This window comes from Paenibacillus zeirhizosphaerae (genome assembly GCF_030705605.1).
Lineage (GTDB): Bacteria > Bacillota > Bacilli > Paenibacillales > Paenibacillaceae > Paenibacillus > Paenibacillus zeirhizosphaerae.
Genome location: NZ_JAPCKK010000010.1, coordinates 41,999 through 64,232, shown reverse-complemented (window position 1 = coordinate 64,232; position 22,234 = coordinate 41,999). Strand labels below are relative to the sequence as shown.

The following is a 22,234-nucleotide window of genomic DNA, read 5'->3' as shown; positions in this document are numbered from 1 at the left end:
AAAGCATGAAAAATATCACATAATCGTCTCTAGAGTGTCTCAGAACAGGAACAAGAGGACCCCTTGGTCAATAAGCCTTTGGGATCCTCGTGCTCACCTGAGGGGGTGAGATTTACGGTCAACCAGCCCCTGCTCCAGCGCATAACGCGTAAGCTGAACACGATTTTCGAGCTGGAGCTTGTGCAGAATATTTTTCAAATGATTCTTGACCGTCTGCTCCGAGATGCCAAGCCCTTCTCCAATCTCCTTGTTCGTCTGGCCGGACGCTACCCAGTTCAGAATCTCCCGTTCGCGCGGTGTCAGGCTCTGGCCAGCGGCCGTCTGCTTCGGTGGAGCCGGAAATTCCTGCAGGATGCGATAGGCCAGCTCCTGGCTGAGTGGTGCTTCATCACTGACGACGGCCCGCAAATATTCCAGCCAGGTGGAGGGAGACAGATTTTTCAGCAAATATCCCTGCGCCCCCCGTTTCAGCGCCTCGAATAAGTGGGCAGCATCGTCGGATACGGTGATAATTACAATTTTGACATACGGAAAACGCATCTTAATCAAGCCGGTTGCCTCCAGACCGTCTAGATCCGGCATGCGGATATCCATCAGAATCAGATCCGGCATCAGCTCCTCCGTCATCCGGAGGGCTTGTTCTCCGCCGGACGCTTCCCCGATAATCTCGAAAGCTCTGTCTTCCCCCAGAATATCGGAAATCGCCTCACGTGCATGGGCCGAATCATCCGCGACCAGCACTCTAGTCCTGTTCAATTGGCTTGTCCTCCTTTGGAAATCTCCATAACTGTCATTTCCTTGCGGCGTTCAAAGGTGAATCTCCATCCCATCTGCTCTGCACGCTCCTTGGTAATGCGCAGCCCATACCTGTCGGCTCTGTTCAGCGGGTCCCCCTGGAAGCCGCGACCGTTGTCTTCAACGAGCAGCCTCCAGCCCTGCTGTCCCTCAGCGCTTCCCCGGATGCTGATCCGGCTGGCCTGGGCGTGCTTGCGGGCGTTCAGCAGCGCTTCCCGGATGCAGGCAAGCAGCTCTGCCTGATCTCGGGCCGTCAAGGCTTCGTCGGTTATATCCCACTCCACGCTGGCTTGCGGGTAGACATCATCAGCCGTCCCCCGAATCCGCTGCAGCATCGAGGGCAGCGTTGAACGAGCCGGATGAAGCGGGAGGTCGCGTAGGTTGGAAATGGACTGCCGGACGTATCTGTCCACCTCATGAAGCGTTTTGCGAATCCCGCTCCATTGCGTGGCGGCCACATCAGAGCTGAGGCTGCGTTCGGCTTTATCCATTTTGACGGACAACAGGAACAGCGACTGGGCGATGCCGTCATGCAGCTCCCGCGCAAGCATTTCTCTGGCCTGCAGCACATCCCTGGCAGCCCGCTCCCGTTCAAGCTCGGCTCTGGATGCCTCCATGAGGGTGAACAGGCGGCTAAGCAAAGTCACACTGACGACAAACAGAATGAGCGGCGTGAGCCAGTTACCCGTGTCCATTGAAATCACAGGCATCAGAAACTGATGCCGCACATACTCCCACAAGCCGACGATAATGGTCGGGATGGTCAGAATCATCCATTTGATTTGTCTGTATGTCATACCATTCTCCTTAAGCGCAGGTTTTTATCTATTTTTTATCTATTATATGGATTAATGATGAACAATCCCAGGCGGCAAAAAGCAAAAGCCCCCGCCGCAGAGGAACGGGGGCCGGGGCTAGTGAAGAGAACGGATGTGAGGGAAGACCGGGTGTGTGCTTTTGATATAACGGATAAAGATGCGGGTAAGCTCAGGATCGAACTGCGAGCCCGAGCAGGCGCGCAGCTCCTCTAGGGCTTGCTCGAACGTTTTTGCCTGCTGGTAGGGTCTTTCCGTGGTCATCGCATCAAAGGAATCAATGACCGTAAGCATTCGGCACAGCCTTGGAATCTCCTCCCCCGCAAAGCCGTAAGGGTACCCGGTGCCATCATATCGTTCGTGATGCAGCTCGATGAACGGAATCAGTTCTTCAAAGCGTTCGTTGGCTTCGACAATCCGCCTGCCCCAAGTGACATGCCCTTGAACGAGAGTCCATTCCTCAGGCGTGAGCTTTTCTCTTTTGTTCAGTATATCCCAAGGGATCTCCAGCTTGCCGATGTCATGGATCAGAGCTCCCAGCACGAAACGGCGCTTCTCCTCCTGTCCTAATCCGAGCACCTCGCTGATATCCATCGCGTACTTGAAAACACGTTTGGAATGCTTGAAGGTACTGATATCTTTATATAGAAATAAGCTGAGCTGCTGCTCGATATCCCGGACATCCTGGGCGAGGTCAATTTCCCGTTCCGTCGCATTGAAGCTGCCGAACAGATGGATTGTGTTTTTACCCTGATGCTTCGCATAGTAGAGCGCCTTGTCCGCCTGGTCGACAAGCTGGGATTTATCATAAATACCGGCCTGATACTCAGAGATGCCGCCTGAAAAGGATAAACACCCGTGCGGGAAAATTTCCACCCCTTCATAACGGGAGTCGTTCAGCTTCTTGCGGATACGATTAACCACGTTGTAGGCCTGCTCGGCGGTATACCCCGGCATCAGCAGGGTGAATTCCTCTCCACCGTAACGAGATGCGGTTATTGGGGTGCCTTCCGTTTCCTTTTTCAGCAGATTCCCGAGAAAACCGAGCAACTGATCCCCTTTCAGATGACCGAACTGATCGTTGTATTTCTTGAAATCATCAATATCTATTAATGCAAGAGACAAAGGAAGCTTGTCTTTTCTTGCTGCACTCAGCTCGGATTCGAGCACATTTTCAAAGTAACTGTGATTATATAAACCGGTCCGGCGGTCCATAATGGACTTTTCTTCAACATCCCGGAACATGTCAAACAACTGCTTGAAGGCGTGCGACAGCAGCATGCTCAGCCCCAGGAAGAGCACCAGCCCCAGAATGCCGTTATGGTAGATCAGAACGGTCAGCACAAGGGACAGGATAAGGGTGCACAGGTATACAAGCAGTGATTCGGCGACGAACGCCCTTCGAAGCTGCTTGAGTGATCCTTCGTAGGCCAGATAGAAATACAGTCCCAAGGTCACCGTATTTACCGCAAAGTAACTAAGCATGGCCAGGACGTAGCCGGCAATGTAACGGTCATCCAGAGGCCCCTGCGGTCCCCCGGCGAGTTGAAAGACAGTGGACGCTGCAAAAATGGCCAATGCGTAAATGGAGAAATTAATAAGATGCTTCCACCACGAAAGCTTATAATCCCGGATCGCGGCAATCAGGCTCGTTAAGAACAAAATGAAGATGGCGATCTCGCTGCCATGGACAAATATGCAGGCCAGATATACAGACGAGTCCATGGACTGCTTATTGCTTGCAGGCGGTAATTGAAAGGTAAAGTACTCAAGGATCAGAACGGCCCCCAGCAAGGAATAGACGGTAACCCATTCTGAGGAGGAATACTGTAAAAAGGACCACTGGTTCGTATATGCAAATACTCCGGCACCAGCCAGACACATCACAACAGCATAAATGCCGGTTGGGGTAACGTGTTGATGGAGAGATTTGAATAATCTCATGAATATATTCTCCTGCCTTGTAGGGTGGTCTTGATGTTTAACATATCAGGGTCTGTTTGAAAAATCCACCTCAGTTTGCGGTAATACGACAAAAATCGACGAGGCAGGAGCGGGTGCAAGAAAAAACAGGCCGATCCGGCCTGTTTTGGGTGAATGGGGTACAAATCATTAACCGCCAATTTTGTATCCGGAAGTCAAAGCGATAACAACAGAAGCGATGATCATGGCGTTTACGACAATGCGAGAATATTTCATATTTTTCATGAGATTTCCCCTCCCTTCGCCGTAGTATGCTGTATGTTAAGCATGATGCGGGTTCACTTGTCCATTAACCTTTTTCTTCTTTGCAACCATGACGCTCTGAATGAAGAGAAATATGCCGACATTCATAACGACATCACCGATGCTGATCACCTGGGTGCGGGGATAAGGGGCACTCAGCGGGATGATGTCTCCCAGAAACGAAAGGCGGGTTGCCGAGTCCATCATAAAGTGCTTGGATATCACCTCTCCGGATTGCAGCAGTTCAACGTAATAAGGACCCAGTACGGAGGAAGCGCTCAACGATACCGGCATACGTCCGCCGTTGACGGCCATGACCAGAAAATTCAGGAAAACACCGATCAGGATGAGACGAAAGCCTGCATGCTGTCTGTTCAGCCAAAGAAATACAAGCCCTGCGACGTAAACGGCCATAAACAAATAGCCGTTAATGGAAGCGAGAAAGGCAGAGTGCTCCTGAAGATAAAAAATGGCGAGCTGGACGAGCAGCAAGAGCGGGAAGATCCATCCTGCAGTAAGCCGGATATTGCTTAATCCCGTCAGACCCTGACGAAATCCGCCCCTGAACAGGCCGACGATCAACCCGAGCAGTACTCCATCATATACCATAGCGTATCCTCCGTAATATGATTTGTACTAGTGATGCTACATCGCAAGCTCACTCAACAAAATCCTGCGAAAAACCTCGCGAACAAACAAAAAAAGACCAATATTTTCAAATAAAATGAAACTTTGTAGCCATTATACCAGATAAAACTAAAAAAAAATGAGAACTTCTTACTAATTTTGTAGAGTTTTCGGCTGACACGATTGTCGAAAAATAGGGGATAAACGGGTTTGACATACCCCTGTGGGGTATAATATGATATGTGTACAACACATTGGGGAGGGAACAGTTCAGTGAAGCAGTCCGAACTGGGAGCAGACGCGGTGCAGGATAACGGCACTGTACATGATTGCGGCCATGCTGCGAGCAGTGAAGAGCCGGTAGCCCGACGCAGCCATCACGCTCCCGAACTGAAGAACAGCATGATATCCCGGTTGAACCGGATTGAAGGACAAATTCGCGGAATCAAGGGATTGATTGAGAAAGACACCTACTGTGACGATGTGTTGAACCAGATAGCGGCAGCTCAGTCCGCTTTGAATGGAGTTGGCAAGCTGCTGCTTGAAGGGCACATGAAGAGCTGTGTGATCGAGCGTCTACAGGCAGGGGAGAATGAAGTGATTGATGAGCTTCTTGTTACGGTCAAGAAATTAATGAAATAATATAACCAGGGAGGAATGGAACATGACTCAAGTTACATTGAATGTAGAAGGTATGTCCTGCAACCATTGTGTGAAGGCTGTGGAGGGGGCCGTGCAAAATGCGGGAGGAACAGCCAAGGTGGATCTTGCTTCCAAGACGGTGGAGATCGAATTTGAAGAGAGCAAAGCAACGCTGAAGGCGATTAAAGAAGCGATTGAAGATCAGGGGTATGATGTAGTCTGAATAGGCTGGGCAGCGTCTGGCTATTGCGAAAGCTATAATGGGAGCTTCAGGAATTGAAGCTCTCTCTTTGGGGGAATTTTATACCCTATGGGGGTATATTGAATAAAGGGAGGACGGGAAATGAGCACACAAGCGGAAGGGAAGGAGCAGGCTACACTGCATATTACAGGTATGACATGTGCGGCTTGCGCCACCCGGATTGAAAAAGGGTTGAACCGGATGGAGGGTGTTGCGGAAGCGAATGTTAACCTGGCTTTGGAGCAGGCGACGGTAAGCTTTGACCCCGAGGTTACGGATCTTCAGGGAGTGCGGGATAAGATCGGCTCACTGGGTTACGGTACGGCAGCGGAACAGGCTGATTTTGATATTACCGGAATGACCTGCGCCGCCTGTGCCAGCAGGATCGAGAAAGCACTGTCCAGAATGCCCGGCGTGACCTCGGCCAGTGTTAATTTGGCGCTGGAAACTGCGCATGTGGAGTATATGGTGGGCACGGTAAATTCCGCAGATATTGTCAAAAAGGTAGAGCAGCTTGGCTACGGAGCCGTTCCCCAATCGGAAGGCTCGGACATTTCGGATCTGCGCCAGCGCGAAATCCGGCACAAGCAGTGGAAGTGGATGATCTCGGCTGTCCTGTCGCTGCCGCTGCTGTGGGCCATGGTGGGGCATTTCAGCTTCACCTCCGGCATCTACGTGCCTGAGCTGTTTATGAACCCATGGTTCCAGCTTATCCTGGCGACGCCCGTGCAGTTCATTATCGGCTGGCAGTTCTACGTCGGCGCATTCAAAGCGCTGCGCAGCGGCAGTGCCAATATGGATGTGCTGGTGGCGCTCGGGACCTCGGCTGCGTATTTCTACAGCCTGTACCTGACGCTGGAATCGGTTGGTATGCACGGACATGGCCAGGTTGAAATGTATTATGAGACGAGCGCGGTGCTCATTACGCTGATTCTGGTCGGTAAATGGTTCGAGGCTGTCGCGAAGGGCAGATCCTCCGATGCTCTTAAGAGCCTGATGGGGCTGCAGGCGCGTACGGCCCGTATCGTAAGGGACGGACAGGAACTGGATATTCCTGTGGAACAGGTGGTTGTCGGCGACATACTGATCGTCCGGCCGGGTGAGAAGGTTCCAGTGGATGGCGAAGTCCTGGAAGGAAGCTCGGCGGTGGACGAATCGATGCTGAGCGGGGAAAGTCTGCCGGTCGAGAAGCAGGCGGGGGATCCGGTCACCGGCGCAACTCTGAACAAGAACGGGCTGCTGAAAATCCGAGCCGCCCGTGTAGGGGCGGACACCGCATTGGCGCGTATTATCAGGGTAGTAGAGGAGGCACAAAGCTCCAAGGCTCCGATTCAGCGGATTGCGGATGTCATTTCCGGCATTTTTGTCCCGATTGTCGTAGGGATTGCGCTTGTGACTTTTGCGATCTGGTACCTCTTCGCTGCACCTGGCGATTTTGCAGGCTCGCTGGAGAAGGCAATTGCCGTGCTGGTCATCGCCTGCCCGTGTGCGCTGGGGCTCGCTACCCCTACATCGATTATGGCAGGCTCGGGGCGTGCGGCCGAATACGGCATCCTGTTCAAGGGCGGAGAGCATCTTGAAGCGGCGCAAAATATCCGCACAGTGGTGCTGGATAAAACAGGCACCGTCACTAACGGAAAACCTGAACTGACGGATTTGCTTCCGGCCTCTGATATGCCGGAGGAGCGTTTGCTTCGCTTGCTGGGAGCCGCAGAGAAGGGCTCGGAGCATCCGCTCGCCGAAGCCATCGTTACCGGGATAACGGCCCGATCCGTGGAAATACCGGATGCATCCGCTTTTGAAAATATGCCGGGTTATGGCGTCAAAGCTTTCGTTGAAGGAAGCATGGTGCTGGCAGGCACACGCAGGCTCATGGAGCGGGAGCAGGTGAAGCTTGATCCGGAAATTAACGAGTTGATGAAGCGGCTGGAGAGCAGCGGCAAGACGGCCATGATCATTGCGGTAGATGGCCGGTATGCTGGGCTCGCCGCCGTTGCGGATACCATTAAGGATACCTCACGTGAAGCCGTATCTCGTCTGCGTGAAATGGGGGTTGACGTGCTGATGATCACCGGTGATAACGAGCGGACGGCGCAGGCGGTGGCAGAGCAAGCTGGAATCAGCCGTGTGCTGGCTGAAGTGCTGCCGGAAGGCAAGGCAGACGAAGTGAGGAAGCTGCAGCAGCTTGGCGGTTCTGTGGCCATGGTTGGAGACGGCATCAACGATGCGCCTGCATTGGCCACAGCCGATGTCGGCATGGCCATGGGCACGGGAACGGATGTGGCGATGGAGGCGGCGGATATTACGCTGATGCGCGGTGATTTGAACAGCATTCCCGATGCGATTGAGATGAGCCGCCGCACGATGGCCAACATCAAGCAGAACTTGTTCTGGGCGCTGGCCTACAACGTCATTGGCATTCCGATTGCGGCGCTCGGCTTTTTGGCCCCATGGCTGGCCGGAGCGGCAATGGCATTCAGCTCGGTGTCAGTGGTGTTGAATGCTTTGCGTTTGCAGCGGGTGAAGTTGTAAGGGGGCGTGCCCGGATTGTTCCTCCGATCGCTGTTGTCCCCGGATTTCCTGATTGAAGCAAGCAGCGGAAGAAATCCGGGGACAAAGGCGAACGCTCCGCTTCTCCAGAACAATTCCGGGCACTGGGCAGGGGAGTAAATGCCTTGAACGCTTCGCCAGTTCAAGGTGATTTTTTGCTGGTCTTTCGATGATGTAAAGTACACGTACAATCCATCCATCCGGATGGATTGTATACGTTTTGAGGCAGGTTTTATCTGGAGGGGTAATAATAGGGGTATGTAAGAGATCCTGAATGAGAGGAGCGTGTAAGAAAGATGAAAATCATTGGAACTAACGAAAATGAGAGCAAGGGTCCCGGAGAAATGCTAAAAAAAATTATAGGAGATTATGGGATATCACCTGAATCTTTAAGTAGCATTTGGAATGTAAATTTAAAATGAAATTTACATAAAAGCATTGACATATCGTTTCAAATCTTATAGTTTATTAAACAAACGTTTGATTTAAATGTTTGATTAAATAAAATCTTGGAGGAAAAAGAAACATGCTTACAGCATTAAAGCTTTATTTTAGCAAACCAATGACCATCATTGGCATCATTACCGCTCTTATGTTTCAGGTTATTTTCAGTGTGATCTGGATGACTGCGTACAGTGGGGTAACCGAGCGCAGCAGCATGCTGAGAATCGCGATTGTGAACGAGGATCCGAGCATAGGAAAACAGATTGTGGACGAACTGGCAGGCAATTTGCCTTTTCAAATCGTCACGGGATTGACGGCCGAGGAAGCGCAAACGCGCTTGAATGACCGGGAATTGCAAATGGTGATGGAAATACCGGCGGACTTTACAGCCCGGCTGACGTCACCGGCGGACAAGGCGGAAATCCGCTACACGATTAATGAAGCCAACCCGATGACCATTAAAAGCATCATGCAGGGTGTAGAACAGAACGTGACGGCCACGATCAACAGCCAGGCGGCTGTGCAAGGAACGACGGCGGCACTTACCCAGGCCAATATGCCGGCAGCAGCGGCAGAGCAAACCGCCCGTGCGTTAACGGAAAGAGTGGAATCCCATGTAACCTCCATCCATCCGGTGCAGGGAATGAACAATCAAATGGTGCCGATGATGATGGTGCTGGCTACGTTTGTCGGTTCCATGATTATGGGGTTGAATCTGCAGCAGTCGACGATGATGGTGGGCCATCAGGCTGGCAAATGGAGCAAGTTTGGTGCCCGCGTCCTGATTAACCTGGGAACGGCACTGGTCGTTTCATTCGTGGGCACGGGTTTGATTAGTCTACTGGGGGGACAGATGGAGCAGGGCTTTGGGCTGATGTGGTTATATGAAGTGCTTCTGATGCTGACCTTCATGTTCTTCACCCAAATGTTCCTGATTGTATTCGGCATGCCGGGTATGTTCTTCAACATTATTATGTTGTCTATCCAGCTTGTATCCTCGGGAGCGATGGTGCCGCGTGAAATGCTGAATGGCTTCTATCAGCACCTTGGAGCATTTTTGCCGGCTACTTATGCGGTCAACGGGATTATGAGCATACAGCTTGGAGGTCCGGGTGCGGGCCATGCGGCGGGGTTGCTTGCGCTTATCCTGCTGGTATGCCTGGCGGTTGCCATTCTGGCAACGGCGTTAAAAGGCAAGACGTCGGCAGCTCCGGCTGTAATGCCGGAGGGCGCATAAGAAGCAGGAAGGGAAGCTTGATGCCGGGATGTGAAACGCGTCCCCGCTTGATTCCCGGGCGGCAAAGTTCCATAATAGGACCGACTAGCATATAGCGAAGGGGATCAGGGAGAATGACGCAGACGGAACCGGATATCAAAATACGCATCTTGCTTGCGGCCAAAAGGCTGTTTGCCCAGCAGGGTTACGACGGAACGAGCTGTCGGCAGGTTTGTGAGGCGGCAGGTGCCAACATTGCTTTGATATCCTACCACTTTGGGGGGAAAGAGGGCGTGTATAAGGCTGTCGTTGAACACTTTTTTCCCATTAAGGAGCTGAAAAGTGTGAATTTTGCCGATCTGGACCCCATCGAGGGGATTCGTCTGCTGGTTTCACGGATTATTCAAGTAACGCACCGGGATCGGGAGCTAAGCTTTATAATCCAACAGGAAATGTTGCTGCGTTCGCCGCGCAGGCAGACGGTCATGAATGTTCTGGTTGAGGTCTGGTCCCAGGTCAGATCACTCTTGTTAAGAGGGAAGGAAGAAGGAGTATTCACCTTCGATTCGTCTACGAATGCCCTTGTCATGGTGATGGGTGTAGCCTTGTCCCATAAACATATGGTCAATTTTGAAGATGTATTTGCTGATGAGAAGATAGGGGTCGAGAGTATCGCTGCAGAAGCGGTACGGTTTATTCTGTTGGGATTAGGGGTGAAGGAAGCATGAACGAAACGTTGTCTGTTTTGATGAATCACAAGTCCATCCGTAAATTTAAGCAGGAAGCAATATCCGAGCAGCAGTTGTCCGCCATTGTGGCGGCGGGGCAGATGGCTTCATCCTCCAGCAATGTACAGGCTTATTCGGTGATCGCAGTAACGGAGCCGGATTTGAAAAGACAGCTTGCCGGGCTTGCCGGTGGTCAGGCGTATGTGGAGCAGTGTCCTGTGTTTCTCGTTTGGTGCGCCGATCTGTACCGGTTGAAGCGTGTGACAGAACAGCACAGGCCGGACCAGACTTCCTATGAGGATTCTACGGAAAACTTTATCGTCGCTACGATCGACGCCGCTCTTGCGGCCCAGAACGCAGCTATTGCCGCAGAGGCGATGGACCTGGGGATTGTATACATTGGCGGTATCCGCAATAACATTGCTGAAGTATCCGAGCTGCTGCGTCTGCCGGAGCTGGTATATCCGGTGTTCGGTATGTGCGTAGGTGTGCCTGATCAAGACCCGGGTCTGCGTCCGCGTCTGCCGCAGGCAGCCGTGCTGCATATGAACGGCTACGATCCGGAGCAAACGATGGAGCAGGTTGAGCTGTATGACGAAGCCATGACCCGTTATTTGTCGGAGCGTACAGGCGGTGAACGGACGACCCCGTGGTCGGAGATTATGGCGGTGCGGTTAACCGAGCCAGCCCGTCTTCATATGAAGAGTTTCCTGGAACAAAAGGGCTTCGTGAAGCGGTAAAGTACAGAAAAAAGGTACAGTTTCCAAAGTCATCTTAGGTGATGATTGGAAACCGTACCTTTCTTTTTTGGTGTCAGACATGAATTGAAGGATTGTTGAAAAAAATTGCTTGAAATAGAGAGATAATCTGATTACAATGGACAAAACGGAAATGATTTACACATATTGCGTTAATCTTCCAAGGCTCCTTGCATCCTGTCAGGCCCTGTAAAGGCGGAAACTACTGAGTATCTACCCGCTCCGGCCGTTTTCTTGCATTCGCACCTCGGTCCTGCTATGGTCGGAAGTCGTCGAATTTCAAGCTTGCAAGGAGGAGGAACGCTATGCATGTTGCGCTCGTAAGCATGCCCTTTGCCTCGGCCTATCGGCCATCGATTGGACTGGGTCTGCTCCAGTCCGGATTGCGCAAACAGGGGATTGACTGCGACACCTTGTATTTAAACCTCAAATTCGCAGCTCTGATCGGCTTGGAGGAGTACGACTGCTTTGCCGAAAACTCAACCTACCCGACCAATGCGCTGGCGGGGGAATGGATTTTCTCACAATCGTTATTTGATGGTGAAGATACGTTCGAGGAGTACAAACAATATCTTATAACAACGTATTCTCGATTCAAGAGAAAGTCCTCCAATGAAGGACGGGCTTTTCAGCGCCTGCTGGATGTGCGTGCCAAGGTAGACTCCTTTCTGGACAACTGCTTGACCGAGTATGACTGGAGCCGCTACGATGTCATCGGCTTCACTACTGTATTTGAGCAAAATACAGCCTCCCTAAGTATGGCTAAACTTCTGAAGTCTCGCTTTCCTGACAAATTTATCATTTTTGGCGGCTCCAACGTCGAGAGTCCCATGGGACTAGGAACCCTTCGCAGTTTCAATTTTATGGATGCGGTATGCTCGGGCGAAGGAGACCAATCCTTTATTTCCTTCATCGATCGTCTCCGGACTACCGGTGACCCTGCTGCAAGCGCCGGTCCGGGAATTATTCTCCGGTCTGCCCTTTCGGGACAAGACCCGGGTCAGACGGCTTCTTCTCCGCCTATTCATGACATGAATGCTCTTCCTTACCCAAATTACGATGATTATTTTTCACAATTTGACAATTTTGGCCTGCAGGACCACAAGACCAGGCGCCGCTTTCTTTTCGAGTCCTCCAGGGGCTGCTGGTGGGGGCAAAAGTCACACTGCCTGTTTTGTGGGCTGAACGGGTCAACGATGAGTTTTCGCAGCAAATCGCCCGAAAGGGCCCTTGATGAAATTGTGTATCTGAAGGAGCGGTATGGACAATACACGAATAAAGCGACAGCAGTGGATAATATCATAGACATGAACTATTTCAAGACGGTTCTTCCGGTGATCCGTGATAATGAGCTTGATCTTGATATGTTCTATGAAACCAAGGCGAACCTGACCAAAGAGCAAATCAGGCTGTTCAAGGAAGCCGGGTTCCATTACGTGCAGCCGGGTATCGAAAGCATGATTACGTCTGTACTGAGGCTGATGAAAAAAGGAGTGAGCATGCTTCAGAATGTTCGTCTGCTGAAATGGTGCTCCGAATATTCGGTGACGCCGCTGTGGAACTTTTTGTATGGTTTTCCAGGTGAGAATGAATGGGAATATGATGCCGCCGCGGAGTTGATTCCGTCTCTGACCCACCTGATGCCTCCCGGAGGGACCGCTCCCATCCGGCTGGACCGGTTCAGTCCCTATTATATGAATCCGGAAGCCTACGGAATCTGTAACATCCGTCCGCTTCGTTCCTATGAACTGATCTACCCTGCGCTTCCTCCCGAACGGCTTGCGCAGATTGCCTACCACTTCGATTTTGACTACGCAGATCACCAAAATCCGTTTTCGTACACGTCCCGTATGCTTCAGGCCGTCCAAAGCTGGCAGGCCCATTACAGGGAAAGCGAGTTCTTTTCCGTACTCAAGGATGACCGCATCATTCTGGTGGATACGCGCTTAGTCGCCGATCAGCCCACGACTTTGCTTACACTTCATGAAACAATGATTTATCAATCCTGTGACAATATGATTTCTGTCCCGAACATCGTCATCCGTCTGCGGGAACAAGGGTTTACTCTGCATGAGGACGAGGTCAGGCATTGCCTGGAAAGATTTGTGGAGAGACGCTGGATGGTCACCGAGGGCGAGGTTTATTTGGCTCTGGCGGTTCCGCTGGGGACATATACACCCAAGCAGGCTGGGCTGCAGCGCTTAAGAGAGCTGTCTGCTGCAAGCGGAAGCGGAGAGAATCAGCTTAGTGCCCTGTCCTGAGACGCTGAGCATTAGAGGATGATCTTTTGGGGAGGTGAGGTCAAAAAAACGGGTATGAACGTTGGTCGGTAGCTCTGTCGGTCATTTTATTACACTTTTATCCAAAAAGGAGAGATTGGAATGGCACAAGAGAAAAAACAGTTAACGCTCAGCCCGGAGGCATTTACGGTAAATAGTCAGGGGGAGGTTGTCATCAGTGATTCGGCGCTGTCCGAAGCATTGCTGGGATCCGCCGAGGAGAACAAGATTGGCGAGCAGGGAATCCAGGAAGCCGTCAAAGTATCGGTGAGCGTGTCCTTCTAGCCAGCAGCCTGAAATAAGCGGGAAGCGGGAGCCGCTCTTTTATGGCAGCGGCTCTGCTGCTTTTTGCGGTACAGGGTCCGTGCGAGACCCATCCGGGGAAGGGAGTAGATTATAAGAATGTTCTCTGAGCTGGTGACCAAGGCCGTTTTTGAAAATTGTCTGCAGGTAACCATACGTAAAATACCCCATGCGAGAACGCTCAATATCGGCGTTTTTATCAATCACGGTGTGAAGAACGAAGAGAATCACGTGAACGGCATTTCCCATTTTATTGAGCATGTTTCCTTTAATTACACGAATATGAATAGCTATGCCCGCAGGCTGCTGGGCGAATTGATGGATCGAGGCGCTCTCTATGAGGCGTTTACGGGCAAGGAGATGACACGGTGTACGCTGTCCGCGCAGCGGGAGTACCTTCCGATGATGATCGAGTGCCTGGGTGCCATTGTCATGAACAACAACGTAAGTATGGAGAGCTTGGAGCATGAACGCAATATTATTCTTCATGAAGCGGAGACCTACTTCTCCTCTGGACGTATCCGGGAGGAGCTGGTGGAGCAAGCCCTTTGGGGCAACCGTTCACTGGGGCAATTTGTGATCGGGAACCGGAACAATATTCTTGGCTTCAACCGGGAGCAGATTGAAGAGAGGCTTCACCATTATTACATTCCGAACAATACGCAGATGATTGTCCAAGGCAATGTTGAACCTGAAGAAGTCATTGGCCAGATCGACCGTCACTTCCACGATTGGAAATACCAGGGCAAACAAAAGGACGTCGTCATTGAAATCGAGCCGAGTATTCTGGGTTTGTCTACCGCCACTCCGAGGGTGGATTTGAACATTTCCTTTGTAGGCGCGTCCTTTCACTCCCAGGAGAGACAGTTGATGAATCTTCTATCCGTCATTCTGGGCACCGGCCTGAAATCACGCTTGCATGTGGAGCTCAGAGAGAAGCGGGAGCTTGCCTATCTGGTCTTTTCTTATTCGCAGAGCTATGCCCTGAGTGGATATTTAAGCATTCAGGTGAACTGCCGCCGGGACCAGATCAAGGAGGTGTACGAGGCGGTCCTGTCTGTTCTGGAGGAGTTGAAGACGGAGGCCATTGGAGAGGAAGAGCTACAGCGGGTAAAGGCTGCCAGAATAACAAGTCTGATGCAGGTTCCCGGTAATGATGCCAAGCTGCTGCAGATCACAGGCCGTTATGCGCTCCTGAACAGGGACTTCTTCGTAGACCTGGAGCGGGTCGAAATCGAGCGCCTGACCGCCGAAGAGCTGCAGTCGTTCGCTTGCGAGCTGTTCACTCAGGACCGTATGGCTCTTTCGGCCCTTGGTGTAGGCTCCGAGGAGCTTGCCATTTTACTGTAAGGAGGATGAAGCATGACGTCATCGCAATACGGCAGCGGCAGTGAAGTACAGGGAAAGCCGGAGCTACTGGAGCGGCTCATTAAAGACAGAGGGCTGGAAGTGTTCCTGAGCATTATGGATAAGCCGTCCACCGCGGGAGAGCTGGCCGATAGGCTCGGCTGTTCGAGGGCCAAAATGAATTATATTCTCGACAGCATGCTTAAGCAGGAATTCATCACTCTGCATTCGGAGAAGGTCAGCGGCGGGATTGTCGAGAAATGTTATTCCTCCAAGGCGGATACGTTTCATCTGCTGGTTGGCAGCAGCTACAGCGATTCGCAGCGGTTATCTGCCGCAATGTACATTTTAGGGGTCGTTAAGACGGCGCTGCTCACGAATATGAACCGGGGAGATCTCTTTCATATGGGCATGGTGCATGCGAAGGTGCCTGTCTCCCGAATAGATGAATACATGACCAGGCTTAAAGAGCTTCAGCAGGAGTTTGACGATGAAAATCTGGTGTCAAGTGATCCGGATTGTGAGTGGCATACGCTTGCCGTATCCCTTTTTCGGGGACCAGCCCCTAGTAATTGAATCGGAAGGAGGACGGGGATGAATTCCCAGGAATCTCGGCAGGAAAATGCACCTGATACCGGAAACAGAGCCTCCTACAGAGCGTTATTTGCCATCCGTAATTATCGGCTGCTGCTGATGTCTCAGACGATATCAGTGATCGGGGACGGCGTCTATGCGATTGCGCTGATCTGGCTGATGAAGCTCCTCACGGGAAGTGCCTTGTGGATGTCGGCGCTTCTCGTTGCTGAGACGCTGCCGCTCATTGTACTGGGTATGTTTGCCGGTGTCATTGTGGACCGTAGCAGCAAGCGGAAAATATTGATCTGCTGTGACATTATACGCGGGATTATTATCGCAATGGTGATCTTGCTGTGGATCACCGGTGTACTGCTGCCCTATCAGCTCATCGCGGCCGCGCTGCTGCTGTCGTCCTTCACGGCATTCTTTGGACCGGCCAGAGCGGTAACCGTCCGGAATATCGTGCCCGAGCCCTATATGTTCCAGGCCCAAAGCGTGGCCCAACTGGTACAGACTGTGGTAGGGCTGACGGCTCCTGCTCTCGGGGCATGGCTTTTAACCATTGGAACGGTCTATGCCTTTGGTTTTAACGCGGCCACGTTTTTTATATCCTGTCTGCTGCTGATGCTGGTACGGGACGCTCGCATGACGGAGCGGAGGGAAGCGAGCATGAATTTTGCCAGTCTGGCCGCTGATTTCAAGGAAGGGCTGGACACGATTATGACGCAGCCTCTGCTGCGGAATCTGATCATATACATTATGCTGATCAACTTTATGCTCTCGCCTACCGCGCTGTTGTTTCCGCTTATGGTCGGTAACGCTTCCGAGCTCGCAGTGCTGGAAATTTCCTTCTTTATCGGTATTGCCGCAGGCGCGCTCGTAACGGGATTCGTGAGAAGGTGGCCTTATATCGTTACCATGTCCACCGGCCTCGGCCTGCTGATGGCCGGTCTCGGTATGCTGTTCTGGATTCGGGGGCTGGTATGGGAAGCGTTGTTTGTGTTCGCGGCCGGCCTGGGCAGCCCGCTGGCCAATGTGACGCTGCAGACGCTGTTTATGCTTAAGGTGCCTCGTCCTGTACTGGGTCGCGCGGCCGGCATGATGAGAGTCATGACAGAGGGCTCACGTCCGCTCGCGATGATGCTTACGGGCATGCTGCTGTCGTGGATTCCTGTGCGCAGCTTTTTCGGTGTTATGGGGATCTTCGGGATTATGGTTATCGTGCTGTTGGTCATGAACCCGGCCATACGCAAGGATTCGGATGCGTCGGTGCATCATCCGGCTGCTGCGGAAGCAGGGGCCGCAACCAAGGAGGTTATGTAGCATGTTTAAGTTTGTACAGCCGTCCGAAATGAAGAACGATTTCGTGTACACCCTGATGGTGAAGCGGCGGATGGAAAAGCTGAAGCATCATCTGCAGGCTTGTGCGGAACAGGATGCGGGCCTGCTGCGCTGGGACAGCATGCTGCGCGAGGAGCATTACCGTATGCTTTTGCATCCCGTACTGGTGAACTGGATGGATACCCGGTTATTTCCTGCCTTTCAAGGGGGGATTCCTGAGAAGCCAGTCAGTGAGCGGTTGCTGGAGGAGTTTGCGCGTCTGGTCCTCATCCCTTTATGGAGGCATGAGGATGGGCCGGATGCAGCGGTGCTGCGGACCGATGCGGAGGGCGTCGTGTATTTTCCCGGCTGCGCTACAGCCGTGGATCTCGGCGTGGAGGCCAAGCATATGCGGGTCACATTCGCCAAGACAGGCGACACGGTATGGATAGCCGCAGGAGAACGGCGGTGTGAGGTCGGATTCTCCGAGCTGACCGGTGAAAAGAAGACCGATGCTTCTATCCTTAGGCGGCTTGGCTTCTACGAGCATGGCGGTATTCAATTCGGGGGCTCCGATCCGCTCGTTGAAGTCTTTCTGGAGCGGGAGCTGCCGGAGATCATACAATCCTACGGCAAGGAGAAGCCGTCGTTTCCGGCAATCCGTTCCGTGCCACTGGCGGATATATGGTATTACGAGAAGGCGATGGATCTGATCAAGACGGTCTGGCCGCAGATGTACCGGGAGGCGTCTGCGCATGTGCGGACGGTGTATCTTCTGGATACCCAGGAGATCGGGGCACTTACCCACAACTTGTTCCAGGGAGCTATTTTCATGTCTCACCGCAGCGATCTGATGTGGACGACCGAGAATCTGATCCATGAATTCGGCCATGCCCGGCTGGACCAGTTGTTTGAATTGGATGATTTGCTGCTGAACGGCCCGGATGAGCGGTACCCTTCACCTTGGCGGGAGGATTTACGGCCGCTCAAGGGAGTTTTGCACGGCCTTTTTGTGTTCGTGCGTATCGGGCTGTGGTATGAGCTTGTTGAAGCCGCCGTCCCGCATGCCGACATCTCGAGCAGAAGGCAGCGGGTGCTGGCCCAGATCGGGCAGGCACTGGACATTCTGAGCCAGCATGCCCGCTGGACCGCCTTCGGCGAACAGCTCTTCTCCGAGCTGTCGGAGCAGTATGACAGGCTGGTAAGCGCCGCTGCCGCATCCAACCCTACGAGTTCGCCGGAAGGAGAGATCGCTGCAGGTTGAGCTGAGTAAAAGCGGGTACAACTTGGCCATCAAATTACAGCTTGTAAAAGCGCCGTGTATTGTCACGGAAGAGCTGTCTGCCTTCCGTTCCCGTCATGCCATGAATACTGCAGTAGGCCTGGATGACATCGGACGTCATGCGCGGATGGGTCGTCTGCTCGGCAAAGCGGCCTTCGAAGGGCCAAGGTCCGTCCGTTTCGGCCATCACTTGAGACAAAGGGTAGATTTCCGCCAGTGCCCGAATGTCGGGTTCGTACAGCAGGTCCGGTGTGAATGAGATATAGTATCCGTTTTGTGCCATTCGCTCTATCGTCGCAGGGCTTCCCTTAAACCAATGGAAATGCGCCCGCGTGACATGATGGCGCTCCAGCAGCCTGCATGCAATGTCGGCGTCCTCATATACGGCGTGCAGCACGATCGGCTTGTCGTACCGCTTGGCGAATAGAATGAACCGTTCCAGAAGCTCAATGTAGCCGTCCCGGTCAAAGGGAGCTCCCTTGAGTGCGGCTTCCTGGGCGGAGTAATAAGGCAGTCCGACTTCCCCCACCGCGATCATCCGGTCCGCATGATGCTCCATCCAGCGGAAAAGCTGCTCCAGCTCGGCAGCGCCGGGCAGGGGCTGCTCGGGATGATAACCAAACGCCGGAAAGATCGTTCCAGGCTGTTCGGAGGACAGACGCAAGTTGGCCTCGCAGGACCGCAGATTCATGGAGACGGAAATGACTGCTTCTACGCCGCTTCCGGCCAAGGTGAACAAGAGGGCTTCTTGCTCCTCTGCGGAATAGCTGTCCAGATGAATATGGGCGTCGATTAATGGGGGAAGGCTCATGCGGAATCACCGCCCCAAACGGCACTTTTCTTCGCTTTTTCCTCCCGCATCCAGCGGCTTAATTCACGTTTCAATTCCACAAACTCCTTGTCCGTGGTGATTTCCTCGCGTCTCGGTCTTGCAAAAGGCACGTCTACCACCTGCAGTATTGAAGCAGGCCTTGCGGACAGCACATAGATGCGGTCTGACAGCAATAGTGCTTCCTCAATGCTATGGGTAATGAACAGGACGGAGCGGCGGTTGCGCTCCCACATATGCAGCAGCCATTGCTGCATATCCGACCGAGTGAGCTCATCCAGGGCGCTGAACGGCTCGTCGAGCAGCATAAGCTCCTGCGGGCTCAGCATAGCCCGCAGGAAGGCGGCACGCTGCTGCATTCCCCCGGACAGCATATGCGGATAGGCGTCGGCGAATTTCCCGAGCCCGACCTCATCCAGCCAGTGGCGGGCTTCCGTCCGCGCTTCACGACGGGGGCCTGTGCCCGAGCCGGGTGCATTCTCCTGCCCGAGCAGGACGTTGTCCAGCGTTGTCAGCCACGGGAACAGGGCGGGCTGCTGCGGCATGTAGCTAATCCGCCCACGCATCCCTGTTACATCCTCGCCGTTCATATAAATACGCCCCTGAGCCGGGGTCAGCAGTCCACCGATCAGATGGAACAGTGTGCTCTTGCCGCTGCCGGAAGGGCCAAGCAGCGAGACGAATTCCCCCTGTCCCACGGCCAGGGAAATGTCCTGGAGCACGGGGAGCCGTTTCTTTCGATCCTGGAAAGTGATGCTCACCTGCTCGGCCTTTAGGGCCGCTTCTTCTCCGGTATTCAAGCTCATCCTTTCACACTTCCTTTCTCCGGGCTGGCATCTAACTGCCAAGGCTAATGTAAAGCTCTTATTTTTGTTCCGGCCGCCATCTGATCAGCCATCTCTCAACGAGCGCAATGATCAGGAACATGATCAAGCTGAGCGCAACAATAAGGGCAATCGCCGCAAATACGCGGTCCGTGCGATAGGCCGATTTTTGCAGCAGCATGTAGTAGCCGATCCCCTTGCTTGCCCCGAGCCATTCAGCTACAATCGCCCCCATTACGCTGTAGGTGGCCGCAATTTTCATGCCTGAGAACAGAGAGGGCAGCGCATGCGGCAGCTCAAGCTTGCGGAAGATGCGCATCTGGCTTGCGCCAGACATTTGCATATAGTTCATCATCAGCCGGTCTGTCTGTGCCAGCCCGTCCAGGGCGGCAACGACGACCGGAAAGAAACAGACGAGGGTAATCACCATGAGCTTGGGCAGCAGGCCAAAGCCAAACCAGATCATCAGTAGTGGTCCGAGCGCAATGGTTGGAATGTTCTGACTCAGAATCAGCAGCGGATACAGCGCACGCCTCAGGAAAGGGACCAGGTGCAGCAGCACGGCCAGCAGCAGCCCGACAGTAGTCCCGATCGCAAATCCACTCAGCGTGAGCTTGACCGTAGTCCAGGCATGATCCGCCAGCAGTGCCGATTGGGCGGCCGCCTCGGCGGCAATGTTGGCCGGACTTGGCAGCATCCATGGCTCAATATGCAGGAAGACCGCCGCCGCCTGCCATACCGCCAAAAAGAAGAGGACCGCCACAACGGGCGGCCACACGTTTTTGAACACGGAATAGATGCTCTCCTTCGTATTCATGGACGGTACTTCTCGGTCAGCTTATCCATGCTGATGCCATTCGGATTGTGGGCAATCTTGATCTGTGAAATCACGCTTGGAATGCCAGCCTCGGTTAGTGCTGTGTGCATGTCCCTGACGATATTCAGCAGCTCATCCAGGTCGCCCTCCATCGTCGTCTCCAGCGGATTGACCTGATGCTTGACGCCCGAGCGCTGAATCACCTCAATCGCTTTGTCGACGTAAGGGATGCTGTCCTCGCCACCAAGCGTTTTGGGAATCACTTGTATACTCAACAATGTGTTAGCCATACAACCGTCTCCTTTCGGGATCAGATTAAGATTCGCCGTTCTGCGGCAGGAAATCATTCGTGAAGGCTTTCTCAACCTCCAGGGGTTTGTCGAGCAGCTTGCGCTCATACATCCAGTCTGAATAATTTTTCCATACCTCCGTTTTCTGGACGCCCCACTGCGCCGCATCGTCCTGATAGCGCGGACTCAGCCATTTCTGGCTGGCCAGCACAAGCTCTTTGTCCAGCTCAGGAACCGCCTTCGACAAAATCTCCGCAGCCTTCTCCGGCTGGTCAATCGCATATTGGTAACCTTTGGCCGTTGCGCTCATGAAGGCTTTGACGAGCTCAGGGTCGTTGTTCATGGTCTGTTCGTTCGTGACGATGACTGGTGTGTAATAGTCCAGACTCTGGGAATAATCCTTGACGTACAGCATATCAAGCTGCTCTCCGCGCAGCTCGGCTTCAATTCCTGTCCATGCGTAGAAGATCCAGGCGAAATCGATATCCCGCTTGACCGCAGTGAAGAAATCCGCATCGCCCATGTTGATGTTTTCTACCTTGCTGACATCCCCGCCATCCAGCTCCATGATGGATTTCATGACAGCCTCCTCGACCGGGGAGCCCCAGCCGCCGTATTTTTTGCCTTCAAAATCCTTGGGTGACTTGATGCCGCGGTCTACCGGAGCGGCGAAGCCGGACGTATTATGCTGAATCACGGCCGCAATGGATACGAGCGGAACGCCTTGTGTACGAGCCTGGGTCACACTTTCCTGATAGCTGATGCCGAACGGAACGGCATTGGAGGCGACCATCTGATCTGCACCGCCTTCTCCGGGCTGTACAATCTCCACGTTCAGACCGGCTTCTTCATAATATCCCTGGTCTTTGGCTACATACAATCCGGTGTGGTTGGTATTAGGAGTCCAGTCGAGAACCACCTTCACGTCTTTCAGCTTTCCTGAATCCGTACTGCCTGCAGTGTTCGAACCCTGTGAAGCGGGCGTCTGTCCGCCGCAGGCTGTCAGGATCAGGAGCAGGGTGCATACCGCTCCAAGGCTCCATTTTTGCAAAGAAAACATACTTTCTTCTCTCCTTCTTATTACCCGTACTCTCCCTGCAATGCTTATCATCTGCCGTGATCCTGCAAAAAAAAGCGCCCCGTTATCCGGGACGCTTGTAATACACCAAAGGAAGGATGACGATGCTCTAAATGGCATGTCACTCTGTAGCGATTCCTACGCTGGCATTACCCAGATCAGGTTGTAAGGGTCAGTGTCTAGGGACACAATCTCAGCCGGCCGATTCCAGCACCCCTGGCAAGTTGTATGAAGGAGCCTCAAGACC

At 53.0% G+C, this 22,234-nt stretch carries 22 protein-coding genes and 1 riboswitch; of the genes, 13 read left to right on the top strand and 9 right to left on the bottom strand.

All coding sequences use genetic code 11. The features are described 5' to 3' along the window. Positions 1–93 precede the first annotated feature (93 nt). The 4 genes from OIN60_RS04475 to OIN60_RS04460 form a co-directional block, all read right to left on the bottom strand. Positions 94–756: a response regulator gene (locus tag OIN60_RS04475; protein ID WP_305753673.1), complete on the bottom strand. Its 663-nt coding sequence runs from the start codon at positions 754–756 to the stop codon at positions 94–96. Continuing rightward, positions 753–1,592 carry a sensor histidine kinase gene (locus OIN60_RS04470; protein ID WP_305753672.1) on the bottom strand — a complete coding sequence of 280 codons (840 nt, stop codon included), beginning with the start codon at positions 1,590–1,592 and terminating at the stop codon, positions 753–755. Before OIN60_RS04470 ends, OIN60_RS04475 begins: the two co-directional genes overlap by 4 nt. A 117-nt stretch (positions 1,593–1,709) precedes the next feature. Then, a complete protein-coding gene (locus OIN60_RS04465; RefSeq protein ID WP_305753671.1) occupies positions 1,710–3,554 on the bottom strand; it encodes a bifunctional diguanylate cyclase/phosphohydrolase in 1,845 nt (614 codons plus the stop codon). Between the two features lie 300 nt (positions 3,555–3,854). Further along, a complete protein-coding gene (locus OIN60_RS04460) occupies positions 3,855–4,445 on the bottom strand; it encodes a DUF5317 domain-containing protein (protein ID WP_305753670.1) in 591 nt (196 codons plus the stop codon). 291 nt (positions 4,446–4,736) lie between these two features. Between OIN60_RS04460 and OIN60_RS04455 the strand changes: the two genes are divergently transcribed. The 13 genes from OIN60_RS04455 to OIN60_RS04395 all read left to right on the top strand — a co-directional run bounded on the left by OIN60_RS04455 (position 4,737) and on the right by OIN60_RS04395 (position 18,131). Further along, positions 4,737–5,105 carry a metal-sensitive transcriptional regulator gene (locus OIN60_RS04455; protein WP_305753669.1) on the top strand — a complete coding sequence of 123 codons (369 nt, stop codon included), beginning with the start codon at positions 4,737–4,739 and terminating at the stop codon, positions 5,103–5,105. 22 nt (positions 5,106–5,127) lie between these two features. After that, positions 5,128–5,328 carry a copper ion binding protein gene (locus OIN60_RS04450; protein WP_305753668.1) on the top strand — a complete coding sequence of 67 codons (201 nt, stop codon included), beginning with the start codon at positions 5,128–5,130 and terminating at the stop codon, positions 5,326–5,328. A 120-nt stretch (positions 5,329–5,448) separates the two neighbouring features. Next, the gene (locus OIN60_RS04445) at positions 5,449–7,878 is read left to right on the top strand and encodes a heavy metal translocating P-type ATPase (RefSeq protein ID WP_305753667.1); all 2,430 of its coding nucleotides are present in this window, start codon (positions 5,449–5,451) and stop codon (positions 7,876–7,878) included. A 314-nt stretch (positions 7,879–8,192) separates the two neighbouring features. Then, positions 8,193–8,318, top strand: a complete 126-nt coding sequence (locus OIN60_RS04440) for a hypothetical protein (protein ID WP_305753666.1) — start codon at positions 8,193–8,195, stop codon at positions 8,316–8,318. A gap of 104 nt (positions 8,319–8,422) precedes the next feature. Next, positions 8,423–9,577 (top strand): YhgE/Pip domain-containing protein, encoded by a 1,155-nt coding sequence (locus OIN60_RS04435; RefSeq protein WP_305753665.1) that lies wholly within the window; start codon positions 8,423–8,425, stop codon positions 9,575–9,577. Between the two features lie 113 nt (positions 9,578–9,690). Next, positions 9,691–10,284, top strand: coding sequence for a TetR family transcriptional regulator (locus tag OIN60_RS04430; RefSeq protein WP_305753664.1), 594 nt, complete (start codon positions 9,691–9,693; stop codon positions 10,282–10,284). Beyond that, positions 10,281–11,024 (top strand): oxygen-insensitive NADPH nitroreductase, encoded by a 744-nt coding sequence (nfsA, locus tag OIN60_RS04425; protein ID WP_305753663.1) that lies wholly within the window; start codon positions 10,281–10,283, stop codon positions 11,022–11,024. The genes OIN60_RS04430 and nfsA overlap by 4 nt, the downstream gene beginning before the upstream one ends. Before the next feature lie 323 nt (positions 11,025–11,347). Beyond that, positions 11,348–13,303 carry a RiPP maturation radical SAM C-methyltransferase gene (locus OIN60_RS04420; RefSeq protein WP_305753662.1) on the top strand — a complete coding sequence of 652 codons (1,956 nt, stop codon included), beginning with the start codon at positions 11,348–11,350 and terminating at the stop codon, positions 13,301–13,303. Between the two features lie 120 nt (positions 13,304–13,423). Continuing rightward, positions 13,424–13,606, top strand: coding sequence for a hypothetical protein (locus OIN60_RS04415; protein WP_305753661.1), 183 nt, complete (start codon positions 13,424–13,426; stop codon positions 13,604–13,606). A gap of 117 nt (positions 13,607–13,723) precedes the next feature. Then, on the top strand, positions 13,724–14,974 hold the full coding sequence (locus OIN60_RS04410; RefSeq protein ID WP_305753660.1) for a M16 family metallopeptidase: 1,251 nt from the start codon (positions 13,724–13,726) through the stop codon (positions 14,972–14,974). A gap of 12 nt (positions 14,975–14,986) precedes the next feature. Then, positions 14,987–15,547: a helix-turn-helix domain-containing protein gene (locus tag OIN60_RS04405; RefSeq protein WP_305753659.1), complete on the top strand. Its 561-nt coding sequence runs from the start codon at positions 14,987–14,989 to the stop codon at positions 15,545–15,547. Positions 15,548–15,565: 18 nt separating this feature from the next. Next, the gene (locus tag OIN60_RS04400; RefSeq protein WP_305753658.1) at positions 15,566–16,870 is read left to right on the top strand and encodes an MFS transporter; all 1,305 of its coding nucleotides are present in this window, start codon (positions 15,566–15,568) and stop codon (positions 16,868–16,870) included. A 1-nt stretch (position 16,871) separates the two neighbouring features. Beyond that, positions 16,872–18,131 carry an aKG-HExxH-type peptide beta-hydroxylase gene (locus OIN60_RS04395; RefSeq protein WP_305753657.1) on the top strand — a complete coding sequence of 420 codons (1,260 nt, stop codon included), beginning with the start codon at positions 16,872–16,874 and terminating at the stop codon, positions 18,129–18,131. Positions 18,132–18,165: 34 nt separating this feature from the next. On the opposite strand, the gene OIN60_RS04390 is transcribed toward OIN60_RS04395, so the two are convergent. Genes OIN60_RS04390 through OIN60_RS04370 form a run of 5 tightly spaced genes read right to left on the bottom strand, consistent with a single transcriptional unit; the run spans position 18,166 to position 21,969 of the window. Continuing rightward, the gene (locus OIN60_RS04390; protein WP_305753656.1) at positions 18,166–18,960 is read right to left on the bottom strand and encodes a TatD family hydrolase; all 795 of its coding nucleotides are present in this window, start codon (positions 18,958–18,960) and stop codon (positions 18,166–18,168) included. Further along, positions 18,957–19,784 (bottom strand): ABC transporter ATP-binding protein, encoded by an 828-nt coding sequence (locus tag OIN60_RS04385; protein WP_305753655.1) that lies wholly within the window; start codon positions 19,782–19,784, stop codon positions 18,957–18,959. Before OIN60_RS04385 ends, OIN60_RS04390 begins: the two co-directional genes overlap by 4 nt. A 58-nt stretch (positions 19,785–19,842) precedes the next feature. Then, positions 19,843–20,619 (bottom strand): ABC transporter permease, encoded by a 777-nt coding sequence (locus OIN60_RS04380; RefSeq protein WP_305753654.1) that lies wholly within the window; start codon positions 20,617–20,619, stop codon positions 19,843–19,845. Continuing rightward, on the bottom strand, positions 20,616–20,909 hold the full coding sequence (locus tag OIN60_RS04375) for a thiamine-binding protein (protein ID WP_305753653.1): 294 nt from the start codon (positions 20,907–20,909) through the stop codon (positions 20,616–20,618). The genes OIN60_RS04380 and OIN60_RS04375 overlap by 4 nt, the downstream gene beginning before the upstream one ends. A 25-nt stretch (positions 20,910–20,934) precedes the next feature. Beyond that, on the bottom strand, positions 20,935–21,969 hold the full coding sequence (locus OIN60_RS04370; RefSeq protein WP_305753652.1) for an ABC transporter substrate-binding protein: 1,035 nt from the start codon (positions 21,967–21,969) through the stop codon (positions 20,935–20,937). A gap of 135 nt (positions 21,970–22,104) precedes the next feature. Continuing rightward, positions 22,105–22,215: riboswitch (TPP riboswitch) on the bottom strand. Between the last annotated feature and the right edge of the window lie 19 nt (positions 22,216–22,234).